Below are 24,120 nucleotides of genomic sequence, written 5' to 3'. Positions count from 1 at the left end.
TTGGCAGGCAAAAGCTCAGTACACGCAACTGAGGTGTAAAGGATACACGATTGAAAAAGCAGTGAATGCTAGGATTGAATGATTAGGGGCTACTCATTGGCATACATTAATACCAATTCGTATACGCCTTTAAATAATATAATGTATTAAAGCATTCGCTAACGGGGTTAAAGATTTTTATTAAGAACAATGTGACATAAAACTAATTATAAGGTTTTCTACTGGTTAAATAGACCCTTACTTAAGTAAGCAGTTCTAAGGCAGGTTGCAAAAAGCTATAGAGTGACGTTGCATGAGTTAGTGTTGGCAAAATAAGTCATATAGCATTCAATAGAACAGCCAGCTAATGGGCTGGCAAAAGCGTGTAAGAAATTACTGTGATTTTTAAAAGCCAGCAACCCTGGCTTATTAATTAAAGAGGGCTATGTATTAGTAAAATAGCTTCTTTTGCTGTAACAGGTTTAGACTTTAAAAAGCCTTGGCCATAATCACATTGGGTTTTTTGCAAAATAGCGAGTTGTTCAGGGCTTTCTATCCCTTCTGCTATAACAATAAGATCTAATGAAATGGCTAAGGTTAAAATAGCATCAATCAATGGATTGACTGTGGTTTTTAAATTATCGATAAAGCTTTTATCAATTTTAAGGACATGAATAGGCAGTTGATGCAAGTAACCAAGGGCAGAGTAACCGGTGCCAAAGTCATCTAAACAGAGCAATACTTTTAAAGGCGATAATCCTTGAATAATTTGTGTTGCTAACTCTAAATTTTCAATCAATCCCGATTCGGTTATTTCTAGACATAATGAGCCTAAAGGTAGTTGATGTTTTTTGTAGATTGCATGAAGCTGATCCACAAACTCTAAACTTGCGAAGTGGCGAGATGAAACATTAACCGTAACGCGTAAAAAACGATGCCCTTGTTGTTGCCATAAAGCGATATGCTGTGCTGCAAGGTCGAGCAAATGCAAATCTAAATTGATAATCTGCCCCGTTTTTTCTGCAATGGGGATAAAGTCACCTGGCGATACAAACCCTTTTCGTGGGTGATGCCAACGTACTAAAGCTTCAAACCCCATAACGTCACTGCTAGTAATGTTAAAAATAGGCTGAAAATACAGTTCAAACTCATCATGCTCAATACCGTGTTGTAAATCATTTTCAAGGTCGGCGTGTGTTTTTAACTTGTTACGCATGACATTATTAAAAAACTTAACTTGGCCACGCCCTGATGATTTTGCTTCGTACATAGCCGCGTCTGATTGCTGTAATAAAACAAATGCTTCATCGTTTACATTATCACTAAATGCAACGCCAATACTGGTAGAGGGTTGCAGTAAATGGCCATCAATATCAATGGGATCTGACAGAGCGGTTTTTATTCGAGCGAGGGCATCGTTTACTTGGTCACGATGACTGAGATTTTCCATAAAAATAGCAAACTCATCGCCGCCTAAACGAGAAAAGGTATCAGTATTGCGGACGGTTTGAGTAATCAATTTACAAATAGCAATTAAAAAATGGTCACCTACTTCATGGCCTAACGAATCATTAATACTTTTGAAGCGATCGAAATCAAGGTAGAGCAGAGCATGAAAAGTACCTTTTTTAGCGCGATTCAAGCGTAAAATTGCATGCTTCATTCTTTCTATTAGTAACGAACGATTGGCAAGCCCTGTTAGTTCATCATGCAGTGCTTTGTGCTCGAGTTCTTGGCGGGCTAAATGCCTGTCTATAACCATACTTATTTGTCGGCTTACATACGTCAACAGCGAGCTATCATGTTCGTTGTAGTAATGTTGCTTGTCATAGCTTTGTACGACAATAACGCCACTCATGCGCTCATTAACTTTATATGGCACACCAAGCCAAGAGTCTGCTAGTTCACCGACCAATTTAAAGTGGCCTTGCTCTATATAGTGTCGGTATTGCTCTTTATTAAGCAGTAAAGGGCGCTCGTTAATTAATAAATAGTAAGAGGCTGTTTCTTTTAACTGATCTTTTGAAATAATTTTATGCGTGTTTGTTTGTACACCGCCTTCAACGGTATAGACAAAATCTAGAACATCTTCTTTTTTATCATACAAAGCAATAAAAAAGTTACTTGCATTAAGAAGGCTATCAATAATCACATGCAGCGATTTAAAAAAGGTATCTAAATTTTGTGCTTTATAGGTTAAGTTAGCTATTTGCAGTAGGCTACTTTCTAATTTTTGCGCATTATTAAGTTGCCGAACGGTATCTTGCAAGCTGTTGACGGTATTCACTTGATTTATTTTTGCGCTTAGTAAGTGGGCAACGGTAGTTAAAATTTCTAAATGTGAACTGGTAAAGTAATTTTTTATTGGGTGTTCACAGTCAATTACGCCGAGTACTTTATCTTTATATATTAAAGGCACACACAGCTCTGATTGCGCAGGGCGCTCATCAGCAATGTAGCGGCTGTCTTTAGTTACATCGCCTATTATTAAAGCTTGCCCAGTTGATGCAGCATAGCCCGTTATCCCCTCATTAAAGCGGATTAACTTTCGTTCTGACTGATAACTAGTGTGTTCGCTTTCAATACCCATAGACGCCACTTGATTTAGCGTAGATTGGCTGTCATCGGCTAAATAAATCACGCAGTCGACAAATCCAAGTCGATTAACAACTTGTGTGGTGACATAACTAAAGAGCGCTTCTAATGTATTCAGTTGCAATAAACTTGAGGAGAACTGATTGATTATACTCAATTGATCCGTTTTAGTTTCGAGCGCTTTAGTAGTATCGATAGTGTTCGACATAGGCAACGAAGGTAGGCCTTATAATTATTATTAAAGGTACATACGTTAACCTAATATTAACCTTTCTACAAAATAAAACGATAAATGAGAAGCGTGAAGTGTAAAGTTTACTTTATATATAGTATCTAAGGATTATTTTTTAATAAGGTCTTTACTCGAAAACCCCATATGCCTATGATCAGTTAACTTAAGCATTAGGATTTTACGATGACGAGCAAAATGACAACTCTAACGATTACTAGGCCCGATGATTGGCATGTACATTTACGCGACGGGGATCAGCTAAAAGATACAGTACGTGATATCAGTCGTTATATGGGCCGCGCGATCATTATGCCAAACCTAGTACCGCCAGCCACGTGTACTGAAACCGCATTATCGTACCGAGAGCGCATTATGGCAGCGAAACCTCAAGGGCAGTTTGAGCCACTAATGGTACTTTATCTTACTGATAAAACGACACCAGAAGAGATAAAAAAGGCAAAAGCAACGGGTAAAATATTTGCAGCTAAATTGTACCCAGCGGGTGCAACCACAAATTCAGATTCTGGCGTAACATCGGTTAAAAATATTTATCCGGTGTTAAAAGCAATGCAAGAAGTTGGCATGCTGTTACTCGTCCACGGTGAAGTAACCGACTCGTCTATTGATATATTTGATCGTGAAAAAGTGTTTTTAGAGACTATTTTAGGCGATGTTGTCGCTGACTTCCCTGAGCTTAAAATTGTTCTTGAACACATAACAACGAAAGATGCAGTCGAGTTTGTAGAAAGTGCCTCTGATAACGTAGCCGCTACAATTACTGCGCATCATTTACTATATAACCGTAACCATATGTTAGCAGGGGGCATTCGCCCACATTATTATTGCTTACCTATATTAAAGCGAAACATTCATCAGCAAGCACTTATGGCGGCTGCAACGAGTGGCAATAAAAAATTCTTTTTAGGCACTGATTCAGCGCCACATTATAAAGATAAAAAAGAAGCTGCATGCGGTTGTGCAGGTGCTTACACTGCACATGCTGCTATTGAACTTTATGCTGAAGCTTTTGAAGAGGCTGGTGCGCTTGATAAGTTAGAGGGCTTTGCAAGCCATTTTGGTCCAGATTTTTATGGCTTAGCGCGTAACACCGACACTATTACCTTAGAAAAATCGCCTTGGACAGTGCCGGCAAGCTACTCGCTAGGTGACTCTGAAGTAGTACCAATCAAAGCCGAGAGCGTTATCGACTGGCAAGTTAAATAGTTAATATTTAAACACTAAACTTTAAACCACCTTAAATTCAAGGTGGTTTTTCATTTTAAGTGGCTAAAAAACATACTGATAAAAACTATTTTAAAGCAATTGTAATCTGTTTATAAAAAATACAATATTTTGCTTGTTATTTTCTATAAAAATTAAAAGGTTACACCGTCGTTAGTAAAACAATGAAACTTCAAAAATAAATCCTAATTAATAGAGCTAAAAAAATTTTAATGTGTTAATCTTAATTGGCTTTGAGTTTTTGCGTATTGAATTACGGTATTGTGCTGCGTTTAAGGTTACCGGTTTGGTTATTACTTCTTCCTGTACTATCACCTCCAGTTTTTTGGGCATTGACTCAGGGAGGATATTGCCATAATTATATGGCTGAATTTTAATTATTGACTTACAGGAAAATTTAGTATGTCGGTTACTGGTAAAGTAAAATTTTTCAACGAAGCTAAAGGCTTTGGTTTCATTGAACAAGAAAATGGTCCTGACGTGTTTGTACATTTCAGCGCAATCACTGGTTCTGGTTTTCGCACTCTTAGCGAAGGTCAAGCAGTGACTTTCAGCATCAAGCAAGGTCAAAAAGGCCCTGAAGCTGAGAACGTAGAAGTAGCATAATTTATTATGTGAACCTAAGTTCATCGTGGTGAAACACTAACCTGTTTCACCATAATTCTTAAATAATTTTCAACTCTATTTTTAATCTCTCTGTATTGCCTTTCATTTCTGATATCCGTTATTCATATTTTTAACTCCGATATACCAAATTAAACGTAAACCTTTATGCGCGAGTCCGTTGTTGGCCAATGATCGCCTTGCGATTTAAATTTAGTCTACTGCTTGATGTGAGTTTAATTATATTGAGTTCATAAAAGTGCGTAAGATTGATATTTCTCCATGGAGAAATATAAAAAATCGGCAGGATATTAATGATCAGTAGAAACAAAAAACACAGGTGTTAATAAAAATGATTCTTTGTAATCTATTTCCCCTCCTTTGTATTGCTTTTTAGATAATCGGCACGTCCTTATTACTATGCGACGAATGCGCGAATAATAACGATTAGCTGTATTTTTAGCTTAAAAAGTCTCAAAAACCACTAAAAAAGAATATTCGGGACAGAAAATAAGCTTATTTTTAATTTTTTTTCAGCCACGATTAAGTTAATTTTAAATGTTATATTTTTGTTTACTTTAACTAGGTGGTTTATCAGTATTCTTACTATATCTGGCTTTGCTGAAATTGCATTTGTCACGTTAGTTACGATAATGTTAATTTTTTTTGTGTGAGCCCTTTAAATATCTTACAAACAAGCTGATTTATTTATAGGTTATGCGAAACATGAAGTTGACATGACTTAATGCATTTAGCATTATTGGTAAGTTGATATCTATTAAAAGATATCAGGGTTGTCTTCCCCTTGCGGGTTGATAATTAAATTATAAAAGTAACATTACTTAATTGGTTGGGAACTATGTCTGTTAAAATCAGAAAGAGTCTTGTAGCAACTGCGTTGGTTGGCGCTTTTGCATTTGCAAGCAGCAATGTGATTGCAGATCCTTTGAATGACGTGCAAAAAGCAGGTCAAACAATTCAAAAGGCTGCGGTTAAGTCTCAAACTAAAATTGACAATGTATATGGTCAAACTCAGGAGCTAATCGCTGAGTACCGTAGCATCGTTGATGAGACTGAACTTATGAAAGTGTACAACGATCACGTAGCACGTTTGGTCGCTGACCAAAATGCGTCTATCGCATCGTTCGATCGTCAAATCGCGACTATCGATAACACTAAACAAAACGTTGTGCCTTTGATGTATCGCATGATCGATACGCTTGAGCAATTCATCAAAGCGGACGTTCCATTTAACCTTGAAACTCGTCTTGGACGTGTTGAAAGATTACGTGAGATCATGGCATCTGCATCTGTAACAACGTCTGAGAAGTTCCGTCAGGTACTTGAAGCGTACACTGTTGAAACAGCATACAGTTCAGCTGTAACTGCTTCTCAAGGTACTTTAGATGTTGATGGTCGTAGCATTAACGTTGATATCGGTCGTTTAGGTCGTATCACTTATGTAGCGCAATCATTCGATCTAAAACACGCTTGGGTGTGGGATAACAACACTAAACAGTGGAAAGAATTAGGTGAAGAATACCTAAAACCTGTTAAAGAAGTGATCCGTATGGCGCGTAAGCAAGCCACACTAGAACTTGTTAAACTACCAATTTTTGGCGCGGAGTAATCAATAATGAAGAAACTATTTAAAGGTTTTGCTGTTGCAGCAGTACTGTCTGTTTCTGCCGGTACCGCGCTTAATGCACATGCAAATACTGATGCTTTAGATAAAATTCTTGAGCAAGTAAAGCAAGAGCGTATTTCTGAAGGGAAAATCAATAAGCAACGTGAACAAGAGTTCTTATCAGATCGTGCTGATAAGCAAGCGTTACTTAACAAAGCGAAAAGCCAATTAGCTGCTGAAAAAGCACGTGGTGATCGTCTTAGCAAAGAATATGCACAAAACGAAAATACTTTAGCGGAAAAAGAGCAAGCTCTTCAAAACGCGCAAGGTACGTTAGGTGAAATGTTTGGTGTTGTTCGTCGTGCAGCAGCTGACGCGATTGGTTCAATTGAAGCATCTTTAGTAAGTGCTGAAAAACCAGGACGTGCTGAAGTACTTCGTTCATTAGCTGCGGCTAAAGAACTTCCAACAGTTCGTGAGTTAGAAGAACTTTGGATTTCACTTCAAACAGAAATGACTGAGTCAGCTAAAGTTTCAACGTTTGAAACTGAAGTTGCAGGTCTTGACGGTAACCCGTCAATGAAAAAAGTAACACGTATCGGTAACTTCAACTTAGTTACAGACGATGGCTACTTAATCTACTCACCAGAGACTAAGTCTATACAGCCTCTAGGTAAGCAACCTGACAGCTATATCTTAAAAGGTATTTCTGATCTAGAAGGTACTTCAGCTGATAACTACGCTGGCGTATACGTGGATCCTACACGTGGTGCAATCTTACGTATCAACACGCAGAAGAAGTCTCTTATGGAGTACTACGAGCAAGGTGCTGAAGTTGGTTACATCATCACCGTATTGCTTGCTGTAGGTCTTTTAATCTTCTTAGTACGTTTCGTTGATTTAGCGCTTACTACTTCTAAGATCAAAGCTCAGCTTAAGAACTTGTCTACACCGAATACAAACAACCCATTGGGTCGTATTCTTAAAGTGTACTCTGACAACAAAAATCAAGATGTTGAAAACCTTGAGCTTAAACTTGATGAAGCGATTCTACGTGAAACGCCACGCATCGAAGCAGGTATTAACATCATCAAGATCCTTGCTGCTATCGCACCATTACTAGGTCTACTAGGTACGGTAATCGGTATGATCCTAACGTTCCAAACAATCACATTGTTCGGTACGGGCGATCCGAAGATCATGGCTGGTAACATCTCTCTAGCACTTGTAACTACAGCGCTAGGTCTAATTGCAGCACTACCACTTATCCTACTTCATTCAATTGTTGCAGGTCGTAGTAAGTCGGTACTACATATCCTTGATGAGCAAAGCGCGGGTATCATCGCGACTCACGCGGAGAAGGAGAAAGCCTAATGCTAGTCCTGATGGAGATCTGGGAATCTATCAGGGATTTTGTTGGCACAGGCGGCCAGGTTTTATACGTGGTCGCGATAGCACTCTTTCTTATGTGGGTTTTAATGATTGAGCGCTATTGGTTCTTACTTGCTGAGTTTCCTCGTTTAACGAAGGAAATTGTAGCTAAGTGGGATGCCCGCCAAGACACTACGTCTTGGTACGCACACAGAATCCGTGAAGCATGGATTTCTGAAGCGTCTGAAAAATTAGATCAGCGTATGTTGTTGATTAAAACATTAGTAGCTATATGTCCTTTAATAGGCTTACTTGGTACTGTTACGGGTATGATCGCGGTTTTTGAAACCATGGCAACCCAAGGTACAGGTAATGCACGTTTAATGGCATCAGGCATATCAATGGCAACAATCCCAACAATGGCTGGAATGGTTGCGGCACTATCTGGGGTATTCTTTAGCTCACGCCTTGAGGCAAGAGCGAGAATGGTGAAAGCCAAGCTTGTAGATAGTATGCCTCATCACTAGAGAGAGAATTAAATATGGCACGTAAACAACGTTTTCGTGAAGAAGAAGAAGCAGCGGTAGATATGACGCCAATGCTTGACATCGTATTTATCATGCTTATTTTCTTTATCGTAACTACATCGTTCGTTAAAGAGGCTGGTATCGAGGTCAATAAACCAAAAGCTGCCCAAGCTACGAAGCAAAAAAATGCTAACATTTTTATTGCAATTCGCAGTGACGGTGCAATCTGGATTGATAAACAGCAAGTTGATGTTGAACGTGTTTCAGCAAAAATCGAAAGTTTATTAGCAGAACAACCTACTGATGTTGTAATTTTGCAAGCTGATAAAGAAGCAAAACACGGCACAGTGGTTAAAGTGATGGACCAGATTAAAGCGACGGGTGATAACCTGAGAATTTCAATAGCTGGAGATCAGTAATGATTCGTTTTCTGTTTTCACTGATTGCAGGTGGGGCAGTTACTTTCGGCTTGTTCTACTTCATGGCATACCTCATCTCTGGTGGGGCTGACCGTAATACGGAACAAAAAGAGCAGATCATAGTCGAAATTATGACGAATCCGCCTGAATCTAAGGTGCAGGAGAGGAAGCGTGTACCGCCTCCGCCTCCGCCACCGCCAAAGCAGCCGCCTAAACCGCAGCCGCCACAGCCGGAAAATAGCAACCCAAATACTGGTGGCTTGTCATTTAATATGCCAAGTATCGATGTGGGAAGCACGGCCGGTGGACTAAGTGGTCCAGGTGCATTTGGACGAGATGGTGATGCGACACCTATCGTTCGTATTGAACCAAAATATCCAACACAAGCAGCACGTGATGGTAAAGAAGGTTGGGTTCAACTTTCGTTCACAATTGATGAGTTAGGTGGCGTGATTGACGTTGATGTTATCGACGCAGATCCAAAACGTATCTTTGACCGTGAAGCTAAACGTGCATTGCGTAAGTGGAAATACCGTCCTAAGATCATTGACGGGAAACCACAAAAGCAAGTTGGTTTACAAGTTCAACTAGACTTTAAACTTAACCAAGGCAACTAAGGAGGCGAGTAATGAGAAATTTTTCTAAAGTAACTGCACTTGCAATTCTTATGTCTGTGTCAGGTGCATCATTAACTGCACCTGTTTTAGCGGCGCCAGATTACGCGAAAATTGAAGAGCGTAAGAAAGCAAAAACTAAAATCATGGGCGAACGTACTGGTAAAAAAGTAATTAAAGCGTTTGATTTGTATAACGAAGATGATGTTGATGGTGCAATAGCGTTATTGAAAGAGTTAGATCCGTCTAATGACTTTGATAAAGCAACTGTTAATCGTTACTTAGGCAGCATGTACGCTCAAAAAGAGCAATACAAAGTTGCAATTAAGTATATGAAAGCAGCGATTGCACCGGATGTATTGAACTTTGCTGATCAGGCTCAAGGTTTAAAAACTTTGGGCGATATGTATGCGGGTACTGAACAATACAGTGCTGCCAAGCAAGCATATTCTGATTGGATGGACTTCACAGGTGAAGAGGACCCGAAAGTTTACACTCGTATTGCGCAAGCAAGCTATGAGCTTAAACAATTTGATCAGGTTCTTGAACCGGCAAACAAAGCAATTAAGTTATCTGAAGAGCCAAATAAAGCTCCTTATCAACTTAAATTAGCTGCCTATTTTGAGAAAAAGCAATATCAAGATATGGTTAAAGTTGCAGAAGAAATTGTTCGTGTATGGCCTGAAGACAAAAAGTCTTGGGTAGGTTTAGGTAAGTATTATTTACAAACCGAAGACTACCAAAAAGGTCTAGCAACTATGGAAGTTGCATACAAGAATGGTTACTTCGAAAACGAAGTTGAATACAAAGTACTGGCTAACTTTTATTCTTTAAACGAAATTCCTTACAAAGCAGCAGTAACGCTTGAAAAGGCTGTTAAAGAAGAGAAAGTAAAACGCACTAAGCAAAATATTAGCGCGATTGCTAGTAACTACCATCGTTCGAAAGATATAGAGAAAGCTGCTAAGTATTACGAAGAAGCTGCTAAATTTGATGACGACGCTGAGCTCTACCGCAAAGCAGGTTCATTACTTTTACAATCTGAAAAATTCAGCGCTGCTGTTGTTCGTTTGAACAAAGCATTAGAGCTTGGCTCTGATAAAAAAGGCACTATTTATTCAGATTTAGCTGAAGCGTTTTACTACCAAGGTAAGTATAAGCAAGCTTATGCTGCTATTACTAAAGCCATGGACGACCCAAGCACACGTAGGTTTGCTAAAGGTTGGGCTACATATATTAAAGATAAAGCCGCTCGCAACGGTGTTAAAATTTAGTATTTAATGTACTCTAGTATTTTTAAAAAGCCCCATTGGGGCTTTTTTTATTGGAATTGACATGAAAAAAACGCCTATTATTTCACTGCTATTTTGTTTGCTGTTAACGTCTTGCTCTAAGCCTACAGATATATTTTCATCTTATGAAGAAGCGCAAAGCGCGTTAATATCACTTAATACGGCTTTAAGTGCGCAGCCGAATTCACAGGTTACACAGCTCAGTAATGAGCAGCTCCCTTTTACAGATGCTTATTTAGAGCGTCGCCACGCTATTTATCAGCAGCTAATGCAAATGCAGTTATCAGCAGAGCAAACCAATCAGGTTAATTATTTAGTTATTGCTGAGCGATTCCCAGAGCGCTATTTTGCATGGCCTGTACAAACAAATGTTTTGGCTAATATGCTCACTATGGCGAAAAATGATGCCCAGTATAAAAATATTGAGCAATGGTTAAGGTTTGTAAAATCTCAGCTAGAAGCTGCCGAGCAAAGTAATTTAAAGCTAAATAAAGTTGAACATAGTTATTTAAAAAAGTACGTGCAACAAGCCATAAATCGCACTAACACACCGGTTGAACTTAATGCAGCGTTGAGTGAGTTAAACAATTATTTGGCGCACTATAAGCCAAGAGGCAGCATTGGTTTATCAGGCCTTGCTAATGGCAGTCAGTGGTATCAAAGTAAATTAAATTATTTTGCAAATGCTGTGCTCTCACCGCTTGAGTGGCTAAGTCGTATTGATAGCAAATTCAAATCAATGCAGAGTCAAAAACAGCAAACAACGGTAGAAGCCTCAAATGCCTCACAGCTTACCACATTACTTTTAACTGATTCGAAAATAGCGGGTTTAGACTGGTTAACGGGTTATACGCTATTACCTCTGAGGGCTAACGCTTCACAATTAGAACCAGCCGATGAACTGCTCTATATGGCTATGATGGAGACTGATCTAGGGGTGCATTATCACGCTTGGACATTGTCACAAGCACGCTTAAATTTACTTAAACGATTAAACATAAGTGAAGAGGAAGCGACTTTATTAGTTGAAGATATTCTTTTTTATCCAGGGCAAGCGTTTAGTTTTGCTCCACAACTACTTAATTAAACTTTAGTGCGCTATTAACTAGCGCACTGATCACATCGCTGCGCTGCAGGGTCTTGCTCTAAGCGCTGCGCTGATATTTTTTCCTCACAGTCACAACAGTAACCATACTGGCCAATGTCAATTTGGCTTATTGCCGCTTCAAGCTTATTCATACGCTCAATCAAGGGATTATACTCGGTGCCTAATTGCTGAGCTGCTATATCAAGCCACTCTTCATTTGAGGTACGGGTTAGTATACAAAGCAAATTTTGATGTGTAGGGTGTGTAGATTGTGATAGCAAGCCTAATATAGTCGCTTTAACACTTTCAATTTCATCGTTTAGTCGTTGCTGATGATGCATTAGCAGTATAACCCTTAAATTAGTCCTCAGTGATACTGCTATTATCTAGTTAGATTATCTTAGATGTTATGATTTGTATCAAATTGTGGCGCTTTCGCATATTTTTTTAATACCTCTGCCACTTCATCTTTGGCTTTTAAACGACGTATTTCGTCAAATAATAGTCCTGCTTGTGGGTACTGACGTTTTAAATAACCAAGCCATTGTTTTGTGCGTGAGGCAAAGTACTTGGTATCTTTACTGGCGGTTTGGTGCATGGATGAGTAAATAATATGGTGTAAAATATTTTCCCACGTTAACTCACTATAATCTTCATTATTAATATGAGCTTTAATTTTACGAGCTAAATCAGGATGTGAAAGGGCGCCACGGCCAATCATTAAGTCAGTGCAACCGCTGCGCTTTTGGCATAAAAGGGCATCTTCTACCTGCCAAATCTCCCCATTGGCGACCACCGCAATTTGTTTATCTTTAACTAAAGGAGGGATTTTTTCCCAATAGGCAGGCGGGTTATAGCCATCGCGTTTAGTTCGCGCATGAATGGCAATACTGCTCGCACCTGCACTGACAACGGCATCGACAATCTCTTGGCTATTACTATCATCATCAAAACCTAAGCGAATTTTTGCACTTACCTCGTGTTCAGCGTCTACGGCATCCCTTACAGTTTTAATTATTGAATACATATGTTCAGGGTCTTTGAGTAAAACAGCGCCCCCTTTGCTTTTATTCACCGTTTTTGCCGGGCAGCCAAAGTTTAAGTCAACACCATGGGAGCCTAAGCCAACTGCTTTTACTGCATTTTCAGCTAGGACGTCAGCCACTTGGCCCAATAACTGAATTCGAACCGGCGTGCCACATCGAGTTAGCCCTGCATTTTTTAGTTCAGGGCAATAACGGTGAAATACTTTATCAGGCAAGCAAGTATCTACAACGCGGATAAATTCAGTCACACAAAGATCAAAGCCACCTATGTCGGTGAGTAGTTGGCGCATTTTAAAGTCAACGACACCTTCCATAGGTGCTAAAACAAGTTTCATAGTGTGATTAATTTATTACTGAAAAAGAGCGCCAGTTTACCTGTAAATCATAAATTGATAAAACGCTTATTAGGGTTCATAGTTAGTTTACTAAGTTATTTTAGAAAAAATAGATAATGTGAAAGTTTTTAGTTTTATGCAGGTCTACTTGTATAATGATATCTGACAAGTTTAGAAGGTAATAAAAAATGAATACAATAAAGAAAAATTCAATTGCATTAACACTCGGCGCAGTGGTTGTTGGCAGTGCAAGTATGGCCAGTGCAGATGTACAAGCTAACCCATTTGAATTTCAGCAAATGGTTGCTGGTTACCAGTTAGACGCAGGTGAAGGCAAGTGCGGCGAAGGTAAATGCGGTGAAGCTAAAACCAAAAAAGAAGGAAAGTGCGGCGAAGGTAAATGCGGCGAAGCGAAGGCCAAAAAAGAAGGTAAGTGCGGCGAAGGCAAATGCGGTGAAGCTAAAGCCAAAAAAGAAGGCAAATGCGGCGAAGGTAAATGCGGCGAAGCTAAGGCCAAAAAAGAAGGCAAGTGCGGCGAAGGTAAATGCGGCGAAGCTAAGGCCAAAAAAGAAGGCAAGTGTGGCGAAGGTAAATGCGGTGGTCAATAAACTTTTCTTTTAAATACGTTAAGCTATAGGGCCTATTAGGCCCTTTTTATTTAATATGAGGTTTTATTATGGCTCACATTCAAACGCCTAACTTTGGCATGGTCGGTTTAGGTTTGCGAAGAGAAATGCTAGATGAGCTAGACGGTGCTGTACCAAAACAAATTGAGTTTATGGAAGTGGCCCCAGAAAACTGGTTAAAGTTAGGTGGACGCTTTGAAAAGCAGTTCAAACAGTTAACCAATACTAATTATTTTGTTTGCCATGGTTTGTCACTTTCTATTGGCTCGCCTGAGCCACTAGACCTTGAATTTGTAAAGTCGTTAAAACCGTTTTTTGATACTCATAATATTAAAGTATACAGCGAGCATTTAAGTTATTGTTCAGGAAAAGGACACATGTATGACTTAATGCCGATCCCTTTCACTGAGGAGGCGGTTAACCATGTTGTTTCTCGGGTTAAACAGGTACAAGATATTTTAGAACGCCCGCTAGCGCTAGAAAATGTGTCTTATTATGGCGCGCCTGGACAACAGTTAACTGAGCTTGAATTTACAAACGCTATTTTAGAACAGGCTGATTGCCAGTTACTACTAGATGTAAATAATATTTATGTTAATTCAGTTAATCATGGCTACGATGCACATGCCTTTTTAGCTGCATTGCCAACTAACCGAATTGCTTATGCCCATGTTGCAGGGCATTACAACGAAGCCGAGGACTTGATTATAGATACTCATGGCGCCGATGTTATTGATCCCGTATGGCAGTTGCTTGATAGCGCTTATGAAACACATGGTGTATTTCCGACGCTGTTAGAGCGGGACTTTAATATTCCACCTATTAACGTGTTAACCAAAGAGCTGGATATAATTCATCAATTACAAGCAAAGCACCTGCAGCTGTTATCCACTGAGCAAAGTGCTTAAACAGTCCTATGCAGCTAGTAATAACAACAGCATGGTTTTAAAAGAGTATTAACTATGAGTTTTATCGATATTCAAAATGAGTTTATGGCTCATATTCGCCAGCCCAACACGAACCCTTGCCCAGCAGATGTTGAAGACAGACGTATGGCTATTTATCGGGAGCTTTTTTTTAATAACATCAATGGGTTTGTTTCATCAGCATTTCCAGTTTTAAAAACACTCTATAGTGAGCAACAGTGGCTATTACTGGTACGTCAATTTTTTAGTGAACATGATTGCCAGTCTCCTTACTTTTTAGATATTGCTGAAGAGTTTATAACGTATTTAATGACAAGTTATGTGCCCAAAGAGTGCGACCCTGTGTTTATGCTAGCGCTGGCGCATTATGAATGGATTGAACTTGATGTATCGGTAACTCAGGCTGACTTGAATGAGAGCGAACTGGCAACGAATCAATTAACCCATAGCCCTTTATATTTATCTAAAACGGCACGTAACTTAAGCTATGAATTCCCCGTGCAACATATTAGCGAAGCGTTTCAACCGCAACAGCCCTCTGAGCAGCCACATTATTTTGTGGTGTACAGAGATAAAGACGATGAAGTACAATTTTTAGCAACTAATGCGATGACCGCCATGCTGTTGTCTATTATTGACAATAACGCAGGAAGCACATTTGCGCATGTTTGCCAGCAAGTCAGTGAAAATGCACCTCAATTTAGCCTTGAGCAAATAACTCAAGGCGCATTAAGTACCCTAACGGCTATGGCACAGCGTCAAATTATAGTGACAAAAAATCAAGATTAAGCTCTTTATAGATTATTTCACATCGTCTATTATAACGCCTTTATTTGTTGTGCTTAATAAAAGGTTGTACCGATGTCAGATGATAAAGAGTTTAAAGACCCGTTTAATGCGGCTTACTTTTTTGCATTTTTAGCCGTGTTTGCTGGAATAGGGTGTTTAAATGCTATTTTAGGTTGGATCACCAGCTTGACGTAATTTTTGCTTTATTTCATAAGGCTGTTGTTTTCATCAGCCTTATATTTTTTTATCTTGTTTACCCTTCCTGAATTTTTATAACTACCGCAAACTCGCAATTTACGCTCACTTAAGGTTATAATCACCTGCTTTGTAATATGAACCATTGAGCAGTTAAAATTATGACTCAAGTAACACCAGCAATTATCAAAAACAGCATTACTACAATTGCTGATTACCCTAAAGCGGGCATTATGTTTCGCGATGTAACAACCCTAATGGCAAACCCTGAAGCGTTTAAAGCAACCATAGATGCATTTATTAACGCCTATAAAGATCAAGGTTTTACTAAAATTATTGGCACAGAATCGCGTGGCTTTATTTTTGGTGCACCGCTATCTTATGCCTTGGGAATTCCTTTTATCCCTGTTCGCAAACCTGGTAAATTACCGCGCGAAGTTATTCGCCAAGATTACCAACTCGAATATGGTGAAGATACATTAGAGCTTCATACTGATGCGATTGTAGCTGGTGATAAAGTATTGCTAGTTGACGACTTGTTGGCGACCGGTGGTACAATTGAAGCAACAGCCAAGTTGGTTGCAAAATTAGGCGGCAACGCCACAGATGCAGCATTCGTCGTATCGTTACCTGAACTAGGTGGGGAGCAGCGTGTTGAAAAAATGGGTATTAAAATCCTAAAATTGGTTGAATTCGAAGGCGAATAATCGATGAGTTATCAGGTTCTAGCGAGAAAATGGCGTCCTCAAACCTTTCATGAATTGGTTGGGCAGTCTCATGTTAAACAAGCGCTGGTTAATGCGCTGAGTCAAAATAGACTGCATCACGCTTATTTATTCACTGGAACCCGTGGTGTTGGTAAAACGACCATTGCGCGTATTTTTGCTAAAAGCTTAAATTGTGATGAGGGCATTTCTGCCACACCATGTGGTCAATGTAGTAGCTGTGTTGATATAGAAGCAGGGCGCTACATTGATTTACTCGAAATAGATGCGGCCTCACGCACAAAAGTTGAAGATACTCGCGAAATACTCGATAACGTTCAATATGCGCCAACCCGCGGACGCTATAAAGTGTACTTAATTGATGAAGTACACATGTTGTCAAAGCACAGCTTTAATGCTTTATTAAAAACGCTCGAAGAGCCACCTGAGCATGTAAAGTTTTTACTGGCGACCACCGATCCACAAAAATTACCGGTAACTATTTTATCACGCTGCTTACAGTTTAATTTAAATGCCTTGTCGCAAGCTGAAATTAAGCAACAGCTTGAGCATGTTCTTACGCAAGAGCAGCTCAATTTTGATAATGATGCCCTAAGCATTATTGCTAAAGCAGCCGATGGCAGTATGCGAGATGCGCTGAGCCTGACCGATCAGGCTATTGCTCAAACAAATGGCGATATTAATAATCAAGCTGTTCAAGCCATGCTTGGTTTAATGGATACCCATTATAGTCAGAGTTTACTCGCTGCATTACTCGCGCAGGATGGCGCAGCCTTAATGGCTGAAGTTGCCCAAGTCGCGAGCAGAAATCCTAATTACATTGCACTACTTGATGACTTAATTGCACTTACGCATATTATTCAATTAAGCCAATTAGTGCCTGAAGCGGCAGCACTTGATAGCAATAATGCTGACTACATTAAGCATGTTGCAGCGCACACTCATGCTCAGCAAATTCAAGTGTATTATCAGTTATTACTGAATGGCAAAAAAGATTTACAGTGGGCGCCTGAGCCACGCTTAGGGTTTGAGATGATTATGCTACGATTGTTAGCATTTCAACCTGAGCACTCTCAAACGACGCATTCAGCACCTAGCTCGCAACCCGCGCCAGAGCAAAATGCCACAGGGCGTACCAATGCATTGCGTGATATTTTAAATAAAAATAAACCAGCGCAGAGCAATAGCACTGAAAGTCAGCCATCAATACATAATCCACAGCCAATAGAGGCTCCTGAGCCTGAGGTTTCGCGCTCTGATAATAGCCCGACTCACATTGAGCAAGAGTCAACACAAAGTCAGCCAAACATGTCTGATACAACGCCAATGAGCGATGAACAAGCGCAGCGTCAAAGCGAAGATGATGCCTACATGCAGCACAGCGATGTAGAACAAACCATTGCAGCGCAATACGATGATGTAATGAGTAGCGCGGTTGACCAAGGATTTAATCCTGAGCTATCAAACGTACCTAGTAGCACTGAGCATTCAGCGCCAACAATGGGCGAGCAAGAAGCACGTGCACAGTCTGCAATAGCGCGTATTTTACGTGACAGAAATATTTCCGGTGCGGGCAAACTGTCAAGCGCAGCAACCGAAAAACCTGTTGTGCCAAAATCGACCCCTGCGAGGCAAGTCGATAAACCTATTAGCAATACACCTCAAGCTGTAGCGCAGGAGCCGCCTCCATGGGATAGTGAGACGGGTGATGAGTTACCAAAAAAGCCAGCGCTCCCCATGTCAGGGAGCAAGCCACAGGTAAGCACTAAACCTGCAAATAAAGTTGACTTTAAAGCGAAGCACCAAACAATTACCGAAAATCTTGCACCTGAGCTATTAGAGCAAATTAATCCGCAAAAACCAGCTCCTGCTGTTGAACAAGCACCAAGTATTCCGGTGCCGGATGATTTTCAAAGCCCCATCAGTGAAATTAGATTTGCCCATCAACAAGATGAATGGGCTTATTTAATTAAGCGAATGGGGCTTGGCGGGCGCATGCGCCAGTTTGCCTTGCATTCAATTTTTACCAAGCAAGACAATCATTTTCATATTGAAGTGGATGAATCGCAAAAGCATTTAGATACGCCTATGCTGCGCCAAAAGTTAAATGTGGCGTTATCGACTATTTATGGGCATAACGTTGAGCTAAATATCGACTTTGCCAGTGGGGTGATTGACTCGCCTTATCTAATTCAACAAAAAATTGATGCAGGTCGTCACCAGCAAGCGATTGATGTGATCACAAGCGATGAAAATATAGTACAATTTCAACAGCTATTTAGCGCTGAAATTGACGAAAACAGTATTCAGGCATTGTAATTAACTATCAGTGCCCTTATTTATACTTCAGTTAATGTATTAAAAGAAAGAGAGACGATTATGTTTAAAGGTGGAATGGGTAACATGATGAAGCAAGCGCAGCAAATGCAAGAGCGCATGCAAAAAGCCCAAGAAGAAATCGCAACAATGGAAGTCGTTGGTGAAGCTGGTGCCGGTTTAGTTAAAGTAACCATGCTTGGTAACCACAACGTGCGCCGTGTTGAGCTTGATGAAAGCTTAATGGAAGACGACAAAGACATGATTGAAGATTTATTAGCTGCAGCATGTAACGATGCTGTGCGCCGTGTTGCCGATGAAACGCAAGAACGCATGGGTAAAGTGACAGGCGGTATGCAGTTACCACCTGGTATGAAAATGCCGTTCTAAGCAACTATGCAACTTTCAGATAGTTTAACATCGCTTATTGAAGCACTGCGTTGTCAGCCCGGCATCGGTCCGAAGTCTGCCCAGCGTATTGCGTTTCATTTGTTAGAGCGCGACCGTAAAGGCGGTGCTCAACTTGGTAATGCCTTGACTAAAGCAATGACGGCTGTAGGGCATTGTCAGTCGTGCCGCACATTTACCGAGCAGGCGCAGTGTGATATTTGCTTAAGCACTAAACGCCAAGACAGTGGTATTTTATGTGTTGTTGAATCGCCAACGGATGTACTCGCCATTGAGCAAACAGGTCAATACAAAGGGCTTTACTTTGTATTAATGGGGCATTTATCACCGATTGATGGCATAGGGCCTAAAGAAATTGGCCTTGATGTACTCGAGCAAAAGCTTGCGCAAGGCGGTATTAATGAAGTCATTTTAGCCACAAATCCTTCGGTTGAAGGCGAAACAACGGCGCATTATATTGCTCAGCTTTGCCACAAAAACAATGTGGGTGCATCGCGTATTGCTCATGGTATTCCTGTTGGTGGTGAGCTTGATTTAGTCGATGGAATGACGCTTATGCATGCATTTAGCGGTAGGCGATTAGTCAGCCATGAATAGTTTATTTTAAGCTTAACTATTTGAACTTACTTTAAAAGCCTACATACATGCTGTAGGCTTTTTTGTTGGCTTTAATTGCAATATAAACAAAAGTTTAAGGATGGTATGGCTGCAATAACCCAAAGTGCTAATGTGATTGTTGATGACTTTATCGCACCTGTTTGCCATGAACACATAAAAATTATTTATCAAGATGAGGCGCTTTTAGTGATCAATAAGCCCAGTGGTTTATTGAGTTTGTCGGGTAAAAACCCACTAAATTGGGATTCCGTTCATTATCGTTTAGTCAATGGTCAACAGGGTAAAACAGCCGCCTTTGCAGAAGCAAAGTTACCTCATCGATTAGATTTTGGAACCTCAGGGATCATGCTGGTGGCACTCAATAGTGAGTCGGCAAAAAACCTCAATCAACAATTTCAAAGTCACACCATAAGCAAACGCTATGTCGCTATGTTGCAAGGAAAAGTGTGCGATAACCACGGACAAATAAATTACCCGATTGCTAAAGACAAACTCCATTTTCCTCGTGTTAAATTATGTAACACCACAGGCAAAGCGGCCTTAACACACTACACAGTACTTAAGCGTTTTATACAACCAATCAAGACGTTAGTGCAATTTACCCCCGTTACTGGTCGAACGCATCAATTACGTATTCATAGTCATGCAATTGGGCATCCTATTTTAGGTTGCGATTTGTATAAAAGTGAACAGAGTGAGCAGATGGCGTCGCGTTTGCAGCTACATGCCAGCGATATATATTTTCATCACCCAAGCACTCAAAAGCCGATGCATTTACACTGTGCCAGCCCATTTTGAACAGATATTGTTTTTTATAATATTGTTGTTTTTTGCTGGCAGCTTTTTTTACTTTTTTCCCTTGAAGTTCTGACACCTCCCCCCATATTAAGTGCATAACGCAGACACTTTGCAAATTGGAGATACATAAATGACTGCAGCACAAAAAGAAACATTAGGCTTTCAAACAGAAGTAAAACAATTACTAAACTTAATGATTCACTCGCTTTATTCTAATAAAGAAATATTTTTACGTGAGCTTGTATCAAACGCATCTGATGCAGCCGATAAATTACGCTTTTTAGCGTTATCAAACGGCGACTTATATCAAGGTGATGCTGATTTACGTGTACGTATTAGTGCTGATAAAGAAGCCAATACGGTAACCATTTCTGATAATGGTATTGGTATGACACGTGATGAAGTGATCAGCTCTTTAGGTACAATTGCAAAGTCGGGTACCGCAGAGTTTTTCAAAAACTTAACGGGCGACCAAAGCAAAGATTCACAACTTATTGGTCAATTTGGTGTGGGCTTTTACTCAGCGTTTATTGTTGCTGATGAAGTGACAGTGCGTACCCGTAAAGCAGGCGAGACAACAGCTGTAGAGTGGCAATCAAAAGGTGAAGGTGAATACACGCTGCAAGAAATTGAAAAAGAAGGCCGCGGTACAGACATTATTCTACACCTACGTGAAGAAGAAAAAGAGTACGCAGACGAATGGCGCCTTCGTAGTATCGTGACTAAATACTCTGATCATATTTCTACACCAGTACAAATGTACAAAGCAGAAGTACCAGAGTCTGAAGGCGAAGACGGCGAGAAAATTCCAGCAGTTCCTGGTGAGTGGGAAAGCATTAACCGTGCTACGGCATTGTGGACGCGTGATAAGTCTGAAATCTCTGAAGATGAATACAAAGAATTTTACAAGCATGTAAGCCATGACTGGGAAGATCCACTTAGTTGGGGACATAACAAAGTTGAAGGTAAAACTGAATACACCAGTTTGTTATACATTCCTAAAAAAGCACCCTTTGATTTATGGAACCGTGAGCGCCAAAGTGGTTTAAAACTTTATGTTCAACGCGTGTTTATTATGGATGACGCTGAACAGTTTATGCCAAGCTACTTACGTTTTGTTAAAGGCTTATTAGACTCAAACGATTTACCACTAAACGTATCGCGTGAAATTTTACAAGACAACAAAGTAACCCAGGCTATTCGCAAGGGGTGTACGTCGCGTATTATTAAAATGCTTGAGCGTATGGCTAAAAACAAAGCCGATGATTACCAAACATTTTGGAATGAATTTGGTCAGGTAATGAAAGAAGGCCCAGCTGAAGATGCGGCCAACAAAGAAAGCATTGCTAAGCTATTACGTTTTGCTTCAACGCATACCGATTCAGACACTCAAGATGTATCGCTTGAACAATACATTGAGCGTATGAAAGACAGCCAAGATAAAATTTACTATGTTGTTGCTGACTCATTTATTGCAGCTAAAAACTCACCGCATTTAGAAATTTTCCGCAAAAAAGGCATTGAAGTTTTACTACTAAGTGACCGTGTTGATGAGTGGATGATGAGCCACTTAACTGAATTTGCAGACAAGCAATTTCAATCAATTACTCGCGGTGATTTAGATTTAGGTGACTTAGACGACGAAGAAACTAAAAAAGCACAAGAAGAGTCTGAAAAAGAAGTTGCAGGCCTTATTGAGCGTATTAAAACCGCATTAGGTGATGATGTTAAAGAAGTACGCTTTACACATCGTTTAACCGATTCGCCAGCCTGTGTGGTGAGCGATGACAATGATATGAGCTCGCAAATGCAAAAGCTGATGGAGTCAGTAGGTCAAGCAGTGCCAGAAGCTAAACCTGTGTTTGAGCTAAACCCTGAGCACCAGATTGTTAAGCATTTAAATGATGAGCAAGACGAAGATAAATTTGCGCAGTGGTCACATGTATTGCTAGATCAAGCATTACTAGCTGAGCGCGGTACGCTTAAAGATCCAACTGGATTTGTCACTCGCTTAAATAAACTTATGCTTGATTTAAGCAAATAAGTATTAAAAATCAATGATTGAGTAAAAAGGGAACGTTTGTTCCCTTTTTTTATGCGCTGGAGCATAGAGTTTATTGATTTTTAAAGGTTAAATTTGCTGCATAGGCGCTGCCCGTATGGGTCTGTTTGCCTACATGGATGGTGGCAAATGGCGTGAGCAGGACGCAGAAGCTTTGCTCGATTTTTACTCAGCCTACTAAGTTGCAAACCTTGCGCCGCGATTAAAGTGCCCCTAGTTTGCACAAATATTAATCCGCAAAGGCCAACAGACTCTAGACAATTAGTATAAGTTACTTGAGTATCTGCGGCGCTTGTGGAAGAATTCAGACTTTAAAATAAACTCTCATATTAGGGGACAATGATATGCGCATTATTCTTTTGGGCGCGCCGGGTGCAGGCAAAGGTACTCAAGCTCAGTTTTTAATGGATAGATACGGTATTCCACAAATTTCTACCGGTGATATGCTACGAGCTGCAATTAAAGAGGGCACACCACTTGGCCTTGAAGCAAAAAAAGTAATGGACGCAGGTCAGTTAATTTCTGATGACATCATCATTGGCCTTGTTAAAGAGCGCATTGCAAAACCTGATTGTGAGAAAGGCTTTTTACTTGATGGTTTCCCACGTACCATTCCACAAGCTGATGCAATGAAAGATAATGGCGTTGTCGTTGATCACGTTATTGAATTTGATGTTGCTGATGAAGTGATTGTTGAGCGTATGGGTGGCCGTCGTGTTCATCCTGGTTCTGGTCGTGTTTATCATGTTGTTTACAATCCACCAAAAGAGGAAGGTAAAGACAACGAAACAGGCGAAGAGCTTATTATCCGTGCGGATGACACAGAAGAGACAGTTCGTAAGCGCTTAGGTATTTACCATGAGCAAACAATGCCACTGGTTGACTACTATCAAGCAGAAGCGCAAGCAGGTAATACGCAGTACCATAAATTAGACGGTACTCAAGCGGTTGAAGCAGTAAGCAAGCAACTAGCTGAGCTTTTAGGTTAATTTTTATCTAAAATTAAGAGCATAATCAAAAAAAACCGCTTCATAGCGGTTTTTTATTGTCTGAAATTCGACCTTTAAAGCGTTTTAAGCTTTTCAATAACGCTATCGTATTCAGGCTCGGTTGATAAGCTACTAACTAATTGTTTATATATAACTTTATGGCTTTTATCGAGAATAAAAACAGCGCGAGTAAGTAACCCCATATCTTTAATTATTAACCCATACTTTTGGCCAAAATCACGCCATACAGAATCAGACAGTGTCGTAACTTTATCGATATTTTCTGCTTTGCAAAAACGTTTTTGTGCAAAAGGTAGGTCGGCACTAATCGTCAACATGGCCACGCCAGGAAACTGTTGTGCTACTTTTTCATTAAAATGCTTTGTTTGTAGGCTACAAATGCCAGTATCTAAGCTTGGTACTACGCTTATCAATACAGCTTGCCCTTGGTAATTTTCTAATGTAATGGCAGTAAAGCTGTCGTCGACCACTTTAAAATTTGGCGCATCAGCACCGACTTTAAGGCCTTGGCCTAGTAACGTAACAGGTTTACCTTGCGCTGTTACTTTTCCTGCATCTAAGGTGTTTTCAGGTAACTCTGATGCAAAACTAGTGCAACAAAACAGGCTCAATGCAAAGGCTAATGAACGACGCATGGATTTTTTCCTTTTAAGAATTAACGTAATAGTGGTGAGTGTA

24 protein-coding genes are annotated in these 24,120 nt (G+C 40.1%); 20 read left to right on the top strand and 4 right to left on the bottom strand.

Annotated elements, in window-relative coordinates:
* Positions 1-412: 412 nt before the first annotated feature.
* Positions 413-2,782 (bottom strand): EAL domain-containing protein, encoded by a 2,370-nt coding sequence (locus ABZP26_RS09935; protein WP_090492295.1) that lies wholly within the window; start codon positions 2,780-2,782, stop codon positions 413-415.
* Positions 2,783-2,989: 207 nt separating this feature from the next.
* On the opposite strand from ABZP26_RS09935, the gene pyrC reads away from it, so the two are divergent.
* The 9 genes from pyrC to ABZP26_RS09890 all read left to right on the top strand — a co-directional run bounded on the left by pyrC (position 2,990) and on the right by ABZP26_RS09890 (position 11,588).
* The gene (gene pyrC / locus ABZP26_RS09930) at positions 2,990-4,030 is read left to right on the top strand and encodes a dihydroorotase (protein WP_013465206.1); all 1,041 of its coding nucleotides are present in this window, start codon (positions 2,990-2,992) and stop codon (positions 4,028-4,030) included.
* A 420-nt stretch (positions 4,031-4,450) separates the two neighbouring features.
* On the top strand, positions 4,451-4,654 hold the full coding sequence (locus ABZP26_RS09925) for a cold-shock protein (protein WP_004588138.1): 204 nt from the start codon (positions 4,451-4,453) through the stop codon (positions 4,652-4,654).
* A gap of 856 nt (positions 4,655-5,510) precedes the next feature.
* A complete protein-coding gene (locus ABZP26_RS09920) occupies positions 5,511-6,281 on the top strand; it encodes a DUF3450 domain-containing protein (RefSeq protein ID WP_013465204.1) in 771 nt (256 codons plus the stop codon).
* A gap of 6 nt (positions 6,282-6,287) precedes the next feature.
* On the top strand, positions 6,288-7,652 hold the full coding sequence (locus tag ABZP26_RS09915) for a MotA/TolQ/ExbB proton channel family protein (RefSeq protein ID WP_013465203.1): 1,365 nt from the start codon (positions 6,288-6,290) through the stop codon (positions 7,650-7,652).
* On the top strand, positions 7,652-8,176 hold the full coding sequence (locus ABZP26_RS09910; protein WP_008109346.1) for a MotA/TolQ/ExbB proton channel family protein: 525 nt from the start codon (positions 7,652-7,654) through the stop codon (positions 8,174-8,176). Before ABZP26_RS09915 ends, ABZP26_RS09910 begins: the two co-directional genes overlap by 1 nt.
* A 14-nt stretch (positions 8,177-8,190) precedes the next feature.
* On the top strand, positions 8,191-8,595 hold the full coding sequence (locus ABZP26_RS09905; protein WP_006792384.1) for a biopolymer transporter ExbD: 405 nt from the start codon (positions 8,191-8,193) through the stop codon (positions 8,593-8,595).
* Positions 8,595-9,212 (top strand): energy transducer TonB, encoded by a 618-nt coding sequence (locus ABZP26_RS09900; protein WP_008109338.1) that lies wholly within the window; start codon positions 8,595-8,597, stop codon positions 9,210-9,212. The genes ABZP26_RS09905 and ABZP26_RS09900 overlap by 1 nt, the downstream gene beginning before the upstream one ends.
* Before the next feature lie 11 nt (positions 9,213-9,223).
* Entirely contained in the window at positions 9,224-10,483 is a 1,260-nt protein-coding gene (locus ABZP26_RS09895) for a tetratricopeptide repeat protein (protein ID WP_028835054.1), read from the top strand.
* 61 nt (positions 10,484-10,544) lie between these two features.
* Positions 10,545-11,588, top strand: coding sequence for a hypothetical protein (locus ABZP26_RS09890; RefSeq protein ID WP_368484905.1), 1,044 nt, complete (start codon positions 10,545-10,547; stop codon positions 11,586-11,588).
* 14 nt (positions 11,589-11,602) lie between these two features.
* Here ABZP26_RS09890 and ABZP26_RS09885 read toward each other — a convergent pair whose 3' ends face one another.
* Together ABZP26_RS09885 and ABZP26_RS09880 are read right to left on the bottom strand one after the other, a co-directional pair.
* Entirely contained in the window at positions 11,603-11,929 is a 327-nt protein-coding gene (locus tag ABZP26_RS09885; RefSeq protein WP_013465198.1) for a TraR/DksA C4-type zinc finger protein, read from the bottom strand.
* Positions 11,930-11,988: 59 nt separating this feature from the next.
* Positions 11,989-12,969, bottom strand: a complete 981-nt coding sequence (locus tag ABZP26_RS09880) for a tRNA-dihydrouridine synthase (protein ID WP_028835056.1) — start codon at positions 12,967-12,969, stop codon at positions 11,989-11,991.
* 188 nt (positions 12,970-13,157) lie between these two features.
* Here ABZP26_RS09880 and ABZP26_RS09875 point away from each other — a divergent pair, with 188 nt between their 5' ends.
* From ABZP26_RS09875 to adk, 11 genes are all read left to right on the top strand, one after another.
* Positions 13,158-13,577, top strand: coding sequence for a hypothetical protein (locus ABZP26_RS09875; RefSeq protein ID WP_058154841.1), 420 nt, complete (start codon positions 13,158-13,160; stop codon positions 13,575-13,577).
* Between the two features lie 68 nt (positions 13,578-13,645).
* Entirely contained in the window at positions 13,646-14,503 is an 858-nt protein-coding gene (locus tag ABZP26_RS09870; protein WP_058154839.1) for a DUF692 domain-containing protein, read from the top strand.
* Between the two features lie 54 nt (positions 14,504-14,557).
* A complete protein-coding gene (locus ABZP26_RS09865) occupies positions 14,558-15,310 on the top strand; it encodes a DUF2063 domain-containing protein (protein WP_368484904.1) in 753 nt (250 codons plus the stop codon).
* A 72-nt stretch (positions 15,311-15,382) separates the two neighbouring features.
* Positions 15,383-15,505: a hypothetical protein gene (locus ABZP26_RS09860; RefSeq protein ID WP_255314607.1), complete on the top strand. Its 123-nt coding sequence runs from the start codon at positions 15,383-15,385 to the stop codon at positions 15,503-15,505.
* A gap of 161 nt (positions 15,506-15,666) precedes the next feature.
* Complete coding sequence (gene apt, locus ABZP26_RS09855; RefSeq protein WP_013465193.1) at positions 15,667-16,212, top strand: adenine phosphoribosyltransferase; 546 nt, start codon at positions 15,667-15,669, stop codon at positions 16,210-16,212.
* Positions 16,213-16,215: 3 nt separating this feature from the next.
* Positions 16,216-18,549, top strand: coding sequence for a DNA polymerase III subunit gamma/tau (gene dnaX, locus ABZP26_RS09850; RefSeq protein WP_368484903.1), 2,334 nt, complete (start codon positions 16,216-16,218; stop codon positions 18,547-18,549).
* A gap of 60 nt (positions 18,550-18,609) precedes the next feature.
* The gene (locus tag ABZP26_RS09845; RefSeq protein ID WP_013465191.1) at positions 18,610-18,936 is read left to right on the top strand and encodes a YbaB/EbfC family nucleoid-associated protein; all 327 of its coding nucleotides are present in this window, start codon (positions 18,610-18,612) and stop codon (positions 18,934-18,936) included.
* Positions 18,937-18,942: 6 nt separating this feature from the next.
* Positions 18,943-19,551 carry a recombination mediator RecR gene (gene recR / locus ABZP26_RS09840; protein ID WP_368484902.1) on the top strand — a complete coding sequence of 203 codons (609 nt, stop codon included), beginning with the start codon at positions 18,943-18,945 and terminating at the stop codon, positions 19,549-19,551.
* A 105-nt stretch (positions 19,552-19,656) separates the two neighbouring features.
* Positions 19,657-20,370, top strand: coding sequence for an RluA family pseudouridine synthase (locus ABZP26_RS09835; RefSeq protein ID WP_058154835.1), 714 nt, complete (start codon positions 19,657-19,659; stop codon positions 20,368-20,370).
* 130 nt (positions 20,371-20,500) lie between these two features.
* On the top strand, positions 20,501-22,414 hold the full coding sequence (htpG, locus tag ABZP26_RS09830) for a molecular chaperone HtpG (RefSeq protein ID WP_036954359.1): 1,914 nt from the start codon (positions 20,501-20,503) through the stop codon (positions 22,412-22,414).
* A 362-nt stretch (positions 22,415-22,776) separates the two neighbouring features.
* The gene (gene adk / locus ABZP26_RS09825; RefSeq protein WP_013465187.1) at positions 22,777-23,421 is read left to right on the top strand and encodes an adenylate kinase; all 645 of its coding nucleotides are present in this window, start codon (positions 22,777-22,779) and stop codon (positions 23,419-23,421) included.
* 74 nt (positions 23,422-23,495) lie between these two features.
* Here the strand turns inward: adk and tpx are convergent, their stop codons facing one another.
* Positions 23,496-24,077 carry a thiol peroxidase gene (gene tpx, locus ABZP26_RS09820; RefSeq protein WP_013465186.1) on the bottom strand — a complete coding sequence of 194 codons (582 nt, stop codon included), beginning with the start codon at positions 24,075-24,077 and terminating at the stop codon, positions 23,496-23,498.
* Positions 24,078-24,120 lie beyond the last annotated feature (43 nt).

The sequence above is a fragment of the Pseudoalteromonas sp. SD03 genome (assembly GCF_040937955.1).
GTDB classification, from domain to species: Bacteria; Pseudomonadota; Gammaproteobacteria; order Enterobacterales; family Alteromonadaceae; genus Pseudoalteromonas; species Pseudoalteromonas tetraodonis.
The sequence above is the reverse complement of the archived record's forward strand: the minus strand, read 5'-3'. Positions and strand labels throughout refer to the sequence as shown.

What these genes read in the sequence shown, in the direction of transcription:
- ABZP26_RS09935 (WP_090492295.1), bottom strand. Translation starts at nt 2,782, where the DNA reads ATGTCGAACACTATCGATACTACTAAAGCGCTCGAAACTAAAACGGAT.
- pyrC (WP_013465206.1), top strand. Translation starts at nt 2,990, where the DNA reads ATGACGAGCAAAATGACAACTCTAACGATTACTAGGCCCGATGATTGG.
- ABZP26_RS09925 (WP_004588138.1), top strand. Translation starts at nt 4,451, where the DNA reads ATGTCGGTTACTGGTAAAGTAAAATTTTTCAACGAAGCTAAAGGCTTT.
- ABZP26_RS09920 (WP_013465204.1), top strand. Translation starts at nt 5,511, where the DNA reads ATGTCTGTTAAAATCAGAAAGAGTCTTGTAGCAACTGCGTTGGTTGGC.
- ABZP26_RS09915 (WP_013465203.1), top strand. Translation starts at nt 6,288, where the DNA reads ATGAAGAAACTATTTAAAGGTTTTGCTGTTGCAGCAGTACTGTCTGTT.
- ABZP26_RS09910 (WP_008109346.1), top strand. Translation starts at nt 7,652, where the DNA reads ATGCTAGTCCTGATGGAGATCTGGGAATCTATCAGGGATTTTGTTGGC.
- ABZP26_RS09905 (WP_006792384.1), top strand. Translation starts at nt 8,191, where the DNA reads ATGGCACGTAAACAACGTTTTCGTGAAGAAGAAGAAGCAGCGGTAGAT.
- ABZP26_RS09900 (WP_008109338.1), top strand. Translation starts at nt 8,595, where the DNA reads ATGATTCGTTTTCTGTTTTCACTGATTGCAGGTGGGGCAGTTACTTTC.
- ABZP26_RS09895 (WP_028835054.1), top strand. Translation starts at nt 9,224, where the DNA reads ATGAGAAATTTTTCTAAAGTAACTGCACTTGCAATTCTTATGTCTGTG.
- ABZP26_RS09890 (WP_368484905.1), top strand. Translation starts at nt 10,545, where the DNA reads ATGAAAAAAACGCCTATTATTTCACTGCTATTTTGTTTGCTGTTAACG.
- ABZP26_RS09885 (WP_013465198.1), bottom strand. Translation starts at nt 11,929, where the DNA reads ATGCATCATCAGCAACGACTAAACGATGAAATTGAAAGTGTTAAAGCG.
- ABZP26_RS09880 (WP_028835056.1), bottom strand. Translation starts at nt 12,969, where the DNA reads ATGAAACTTGTTTTAGCACCTATGGAAGGTGTCGTTGACTTTAAAATG.
- ABZP26_RS09875 (WP_058154841.1), top strand. Translation starts at nt 13,158, where the DNA reads ATGAATACAATAAAGAAAAATTCAATTGCATTAACACTCGGCGCAGTG.
- ABZP26_RS09870 (WP_058154839.1), top strand. Translation starts at nt 13,646, where the DNA reads ATGGCTCACATTCAAACGCCTAACTTTGGCATGGTCGGTTTAGGTTTG.
- ABZP26_RS09865 (WP_368484904.1), top strand. Translation starts at nt 14,558, where the DNA reads ATGAGTTTTATCGATATTCAAAATGAGTTTATGGCTCATATTCGCCAG.
- ABZP26_RS09860 (WP_255314607.1), top strand. Translation starts at nt 15,383, where the DNA reads ATGTCAGATGATAAAGAGTTTAAAGACCCGTTTAATGCGGCTTACTTT.
- apt (WP_013465193.1), top strand. Translation starts at nt 15,667, where the DNA reads ATGACTCAAGTAACACCAGCAATTATCAAAAACAGCATTACTACAATT.
- dnaX (WP_368484903.1), top strand. Translation starts at nt 16,216, where the DNA reads ATGAGTTATCAGGTTCTAGCGAGAAAATGGCGTCCTCAAACCTTTCAT.
- ABZP26_RS09845 (WP_013465191.1), top strand. Translation starts at nt 18,610, where the DNA reads ATGTTTAAAGGTGGAATGGGTAACATGATGAAGCAAGCGCAGCAAATG.
- recR (WP_368484902.1), top strand. Translation starts at nt 18,943, where the DNA reads ATGCAACTTTCAGATAGTTTAACATCGCTTATTGAAGCACTGCGTTGT.
- ABZP26_RS09835 (WP_058154835.1), top strand. Translation starts at nt 19,657, where the DNA reads ATGGCTGCAATAACCCAAAGTGCTAATGTGATTGTTGATGACTTTATC.
- htpG (WP_036954359.1), top strand. Translation starts at nt 20,501, where the DNA reads ATGACTGCAGCACAAAAAGAAACATTAGGCTTTCAAACAGAAGTAAAA.
- adk (WP_013465187.1), top strand. Translation starts at nt 22,777, where the DNA reads ATGCGCATTATTCTTTTGGGCGCGCCGGGTGCAGGCAAAGGTACTCAA.
- tpx (WP_013465186.1), bottom strand. Translation starts at nt 24,077, where the DNA reads ATGCGTCGTTCATTAGCCTTTGCATTGAGCCTGTTTTGTTGCACTAGT.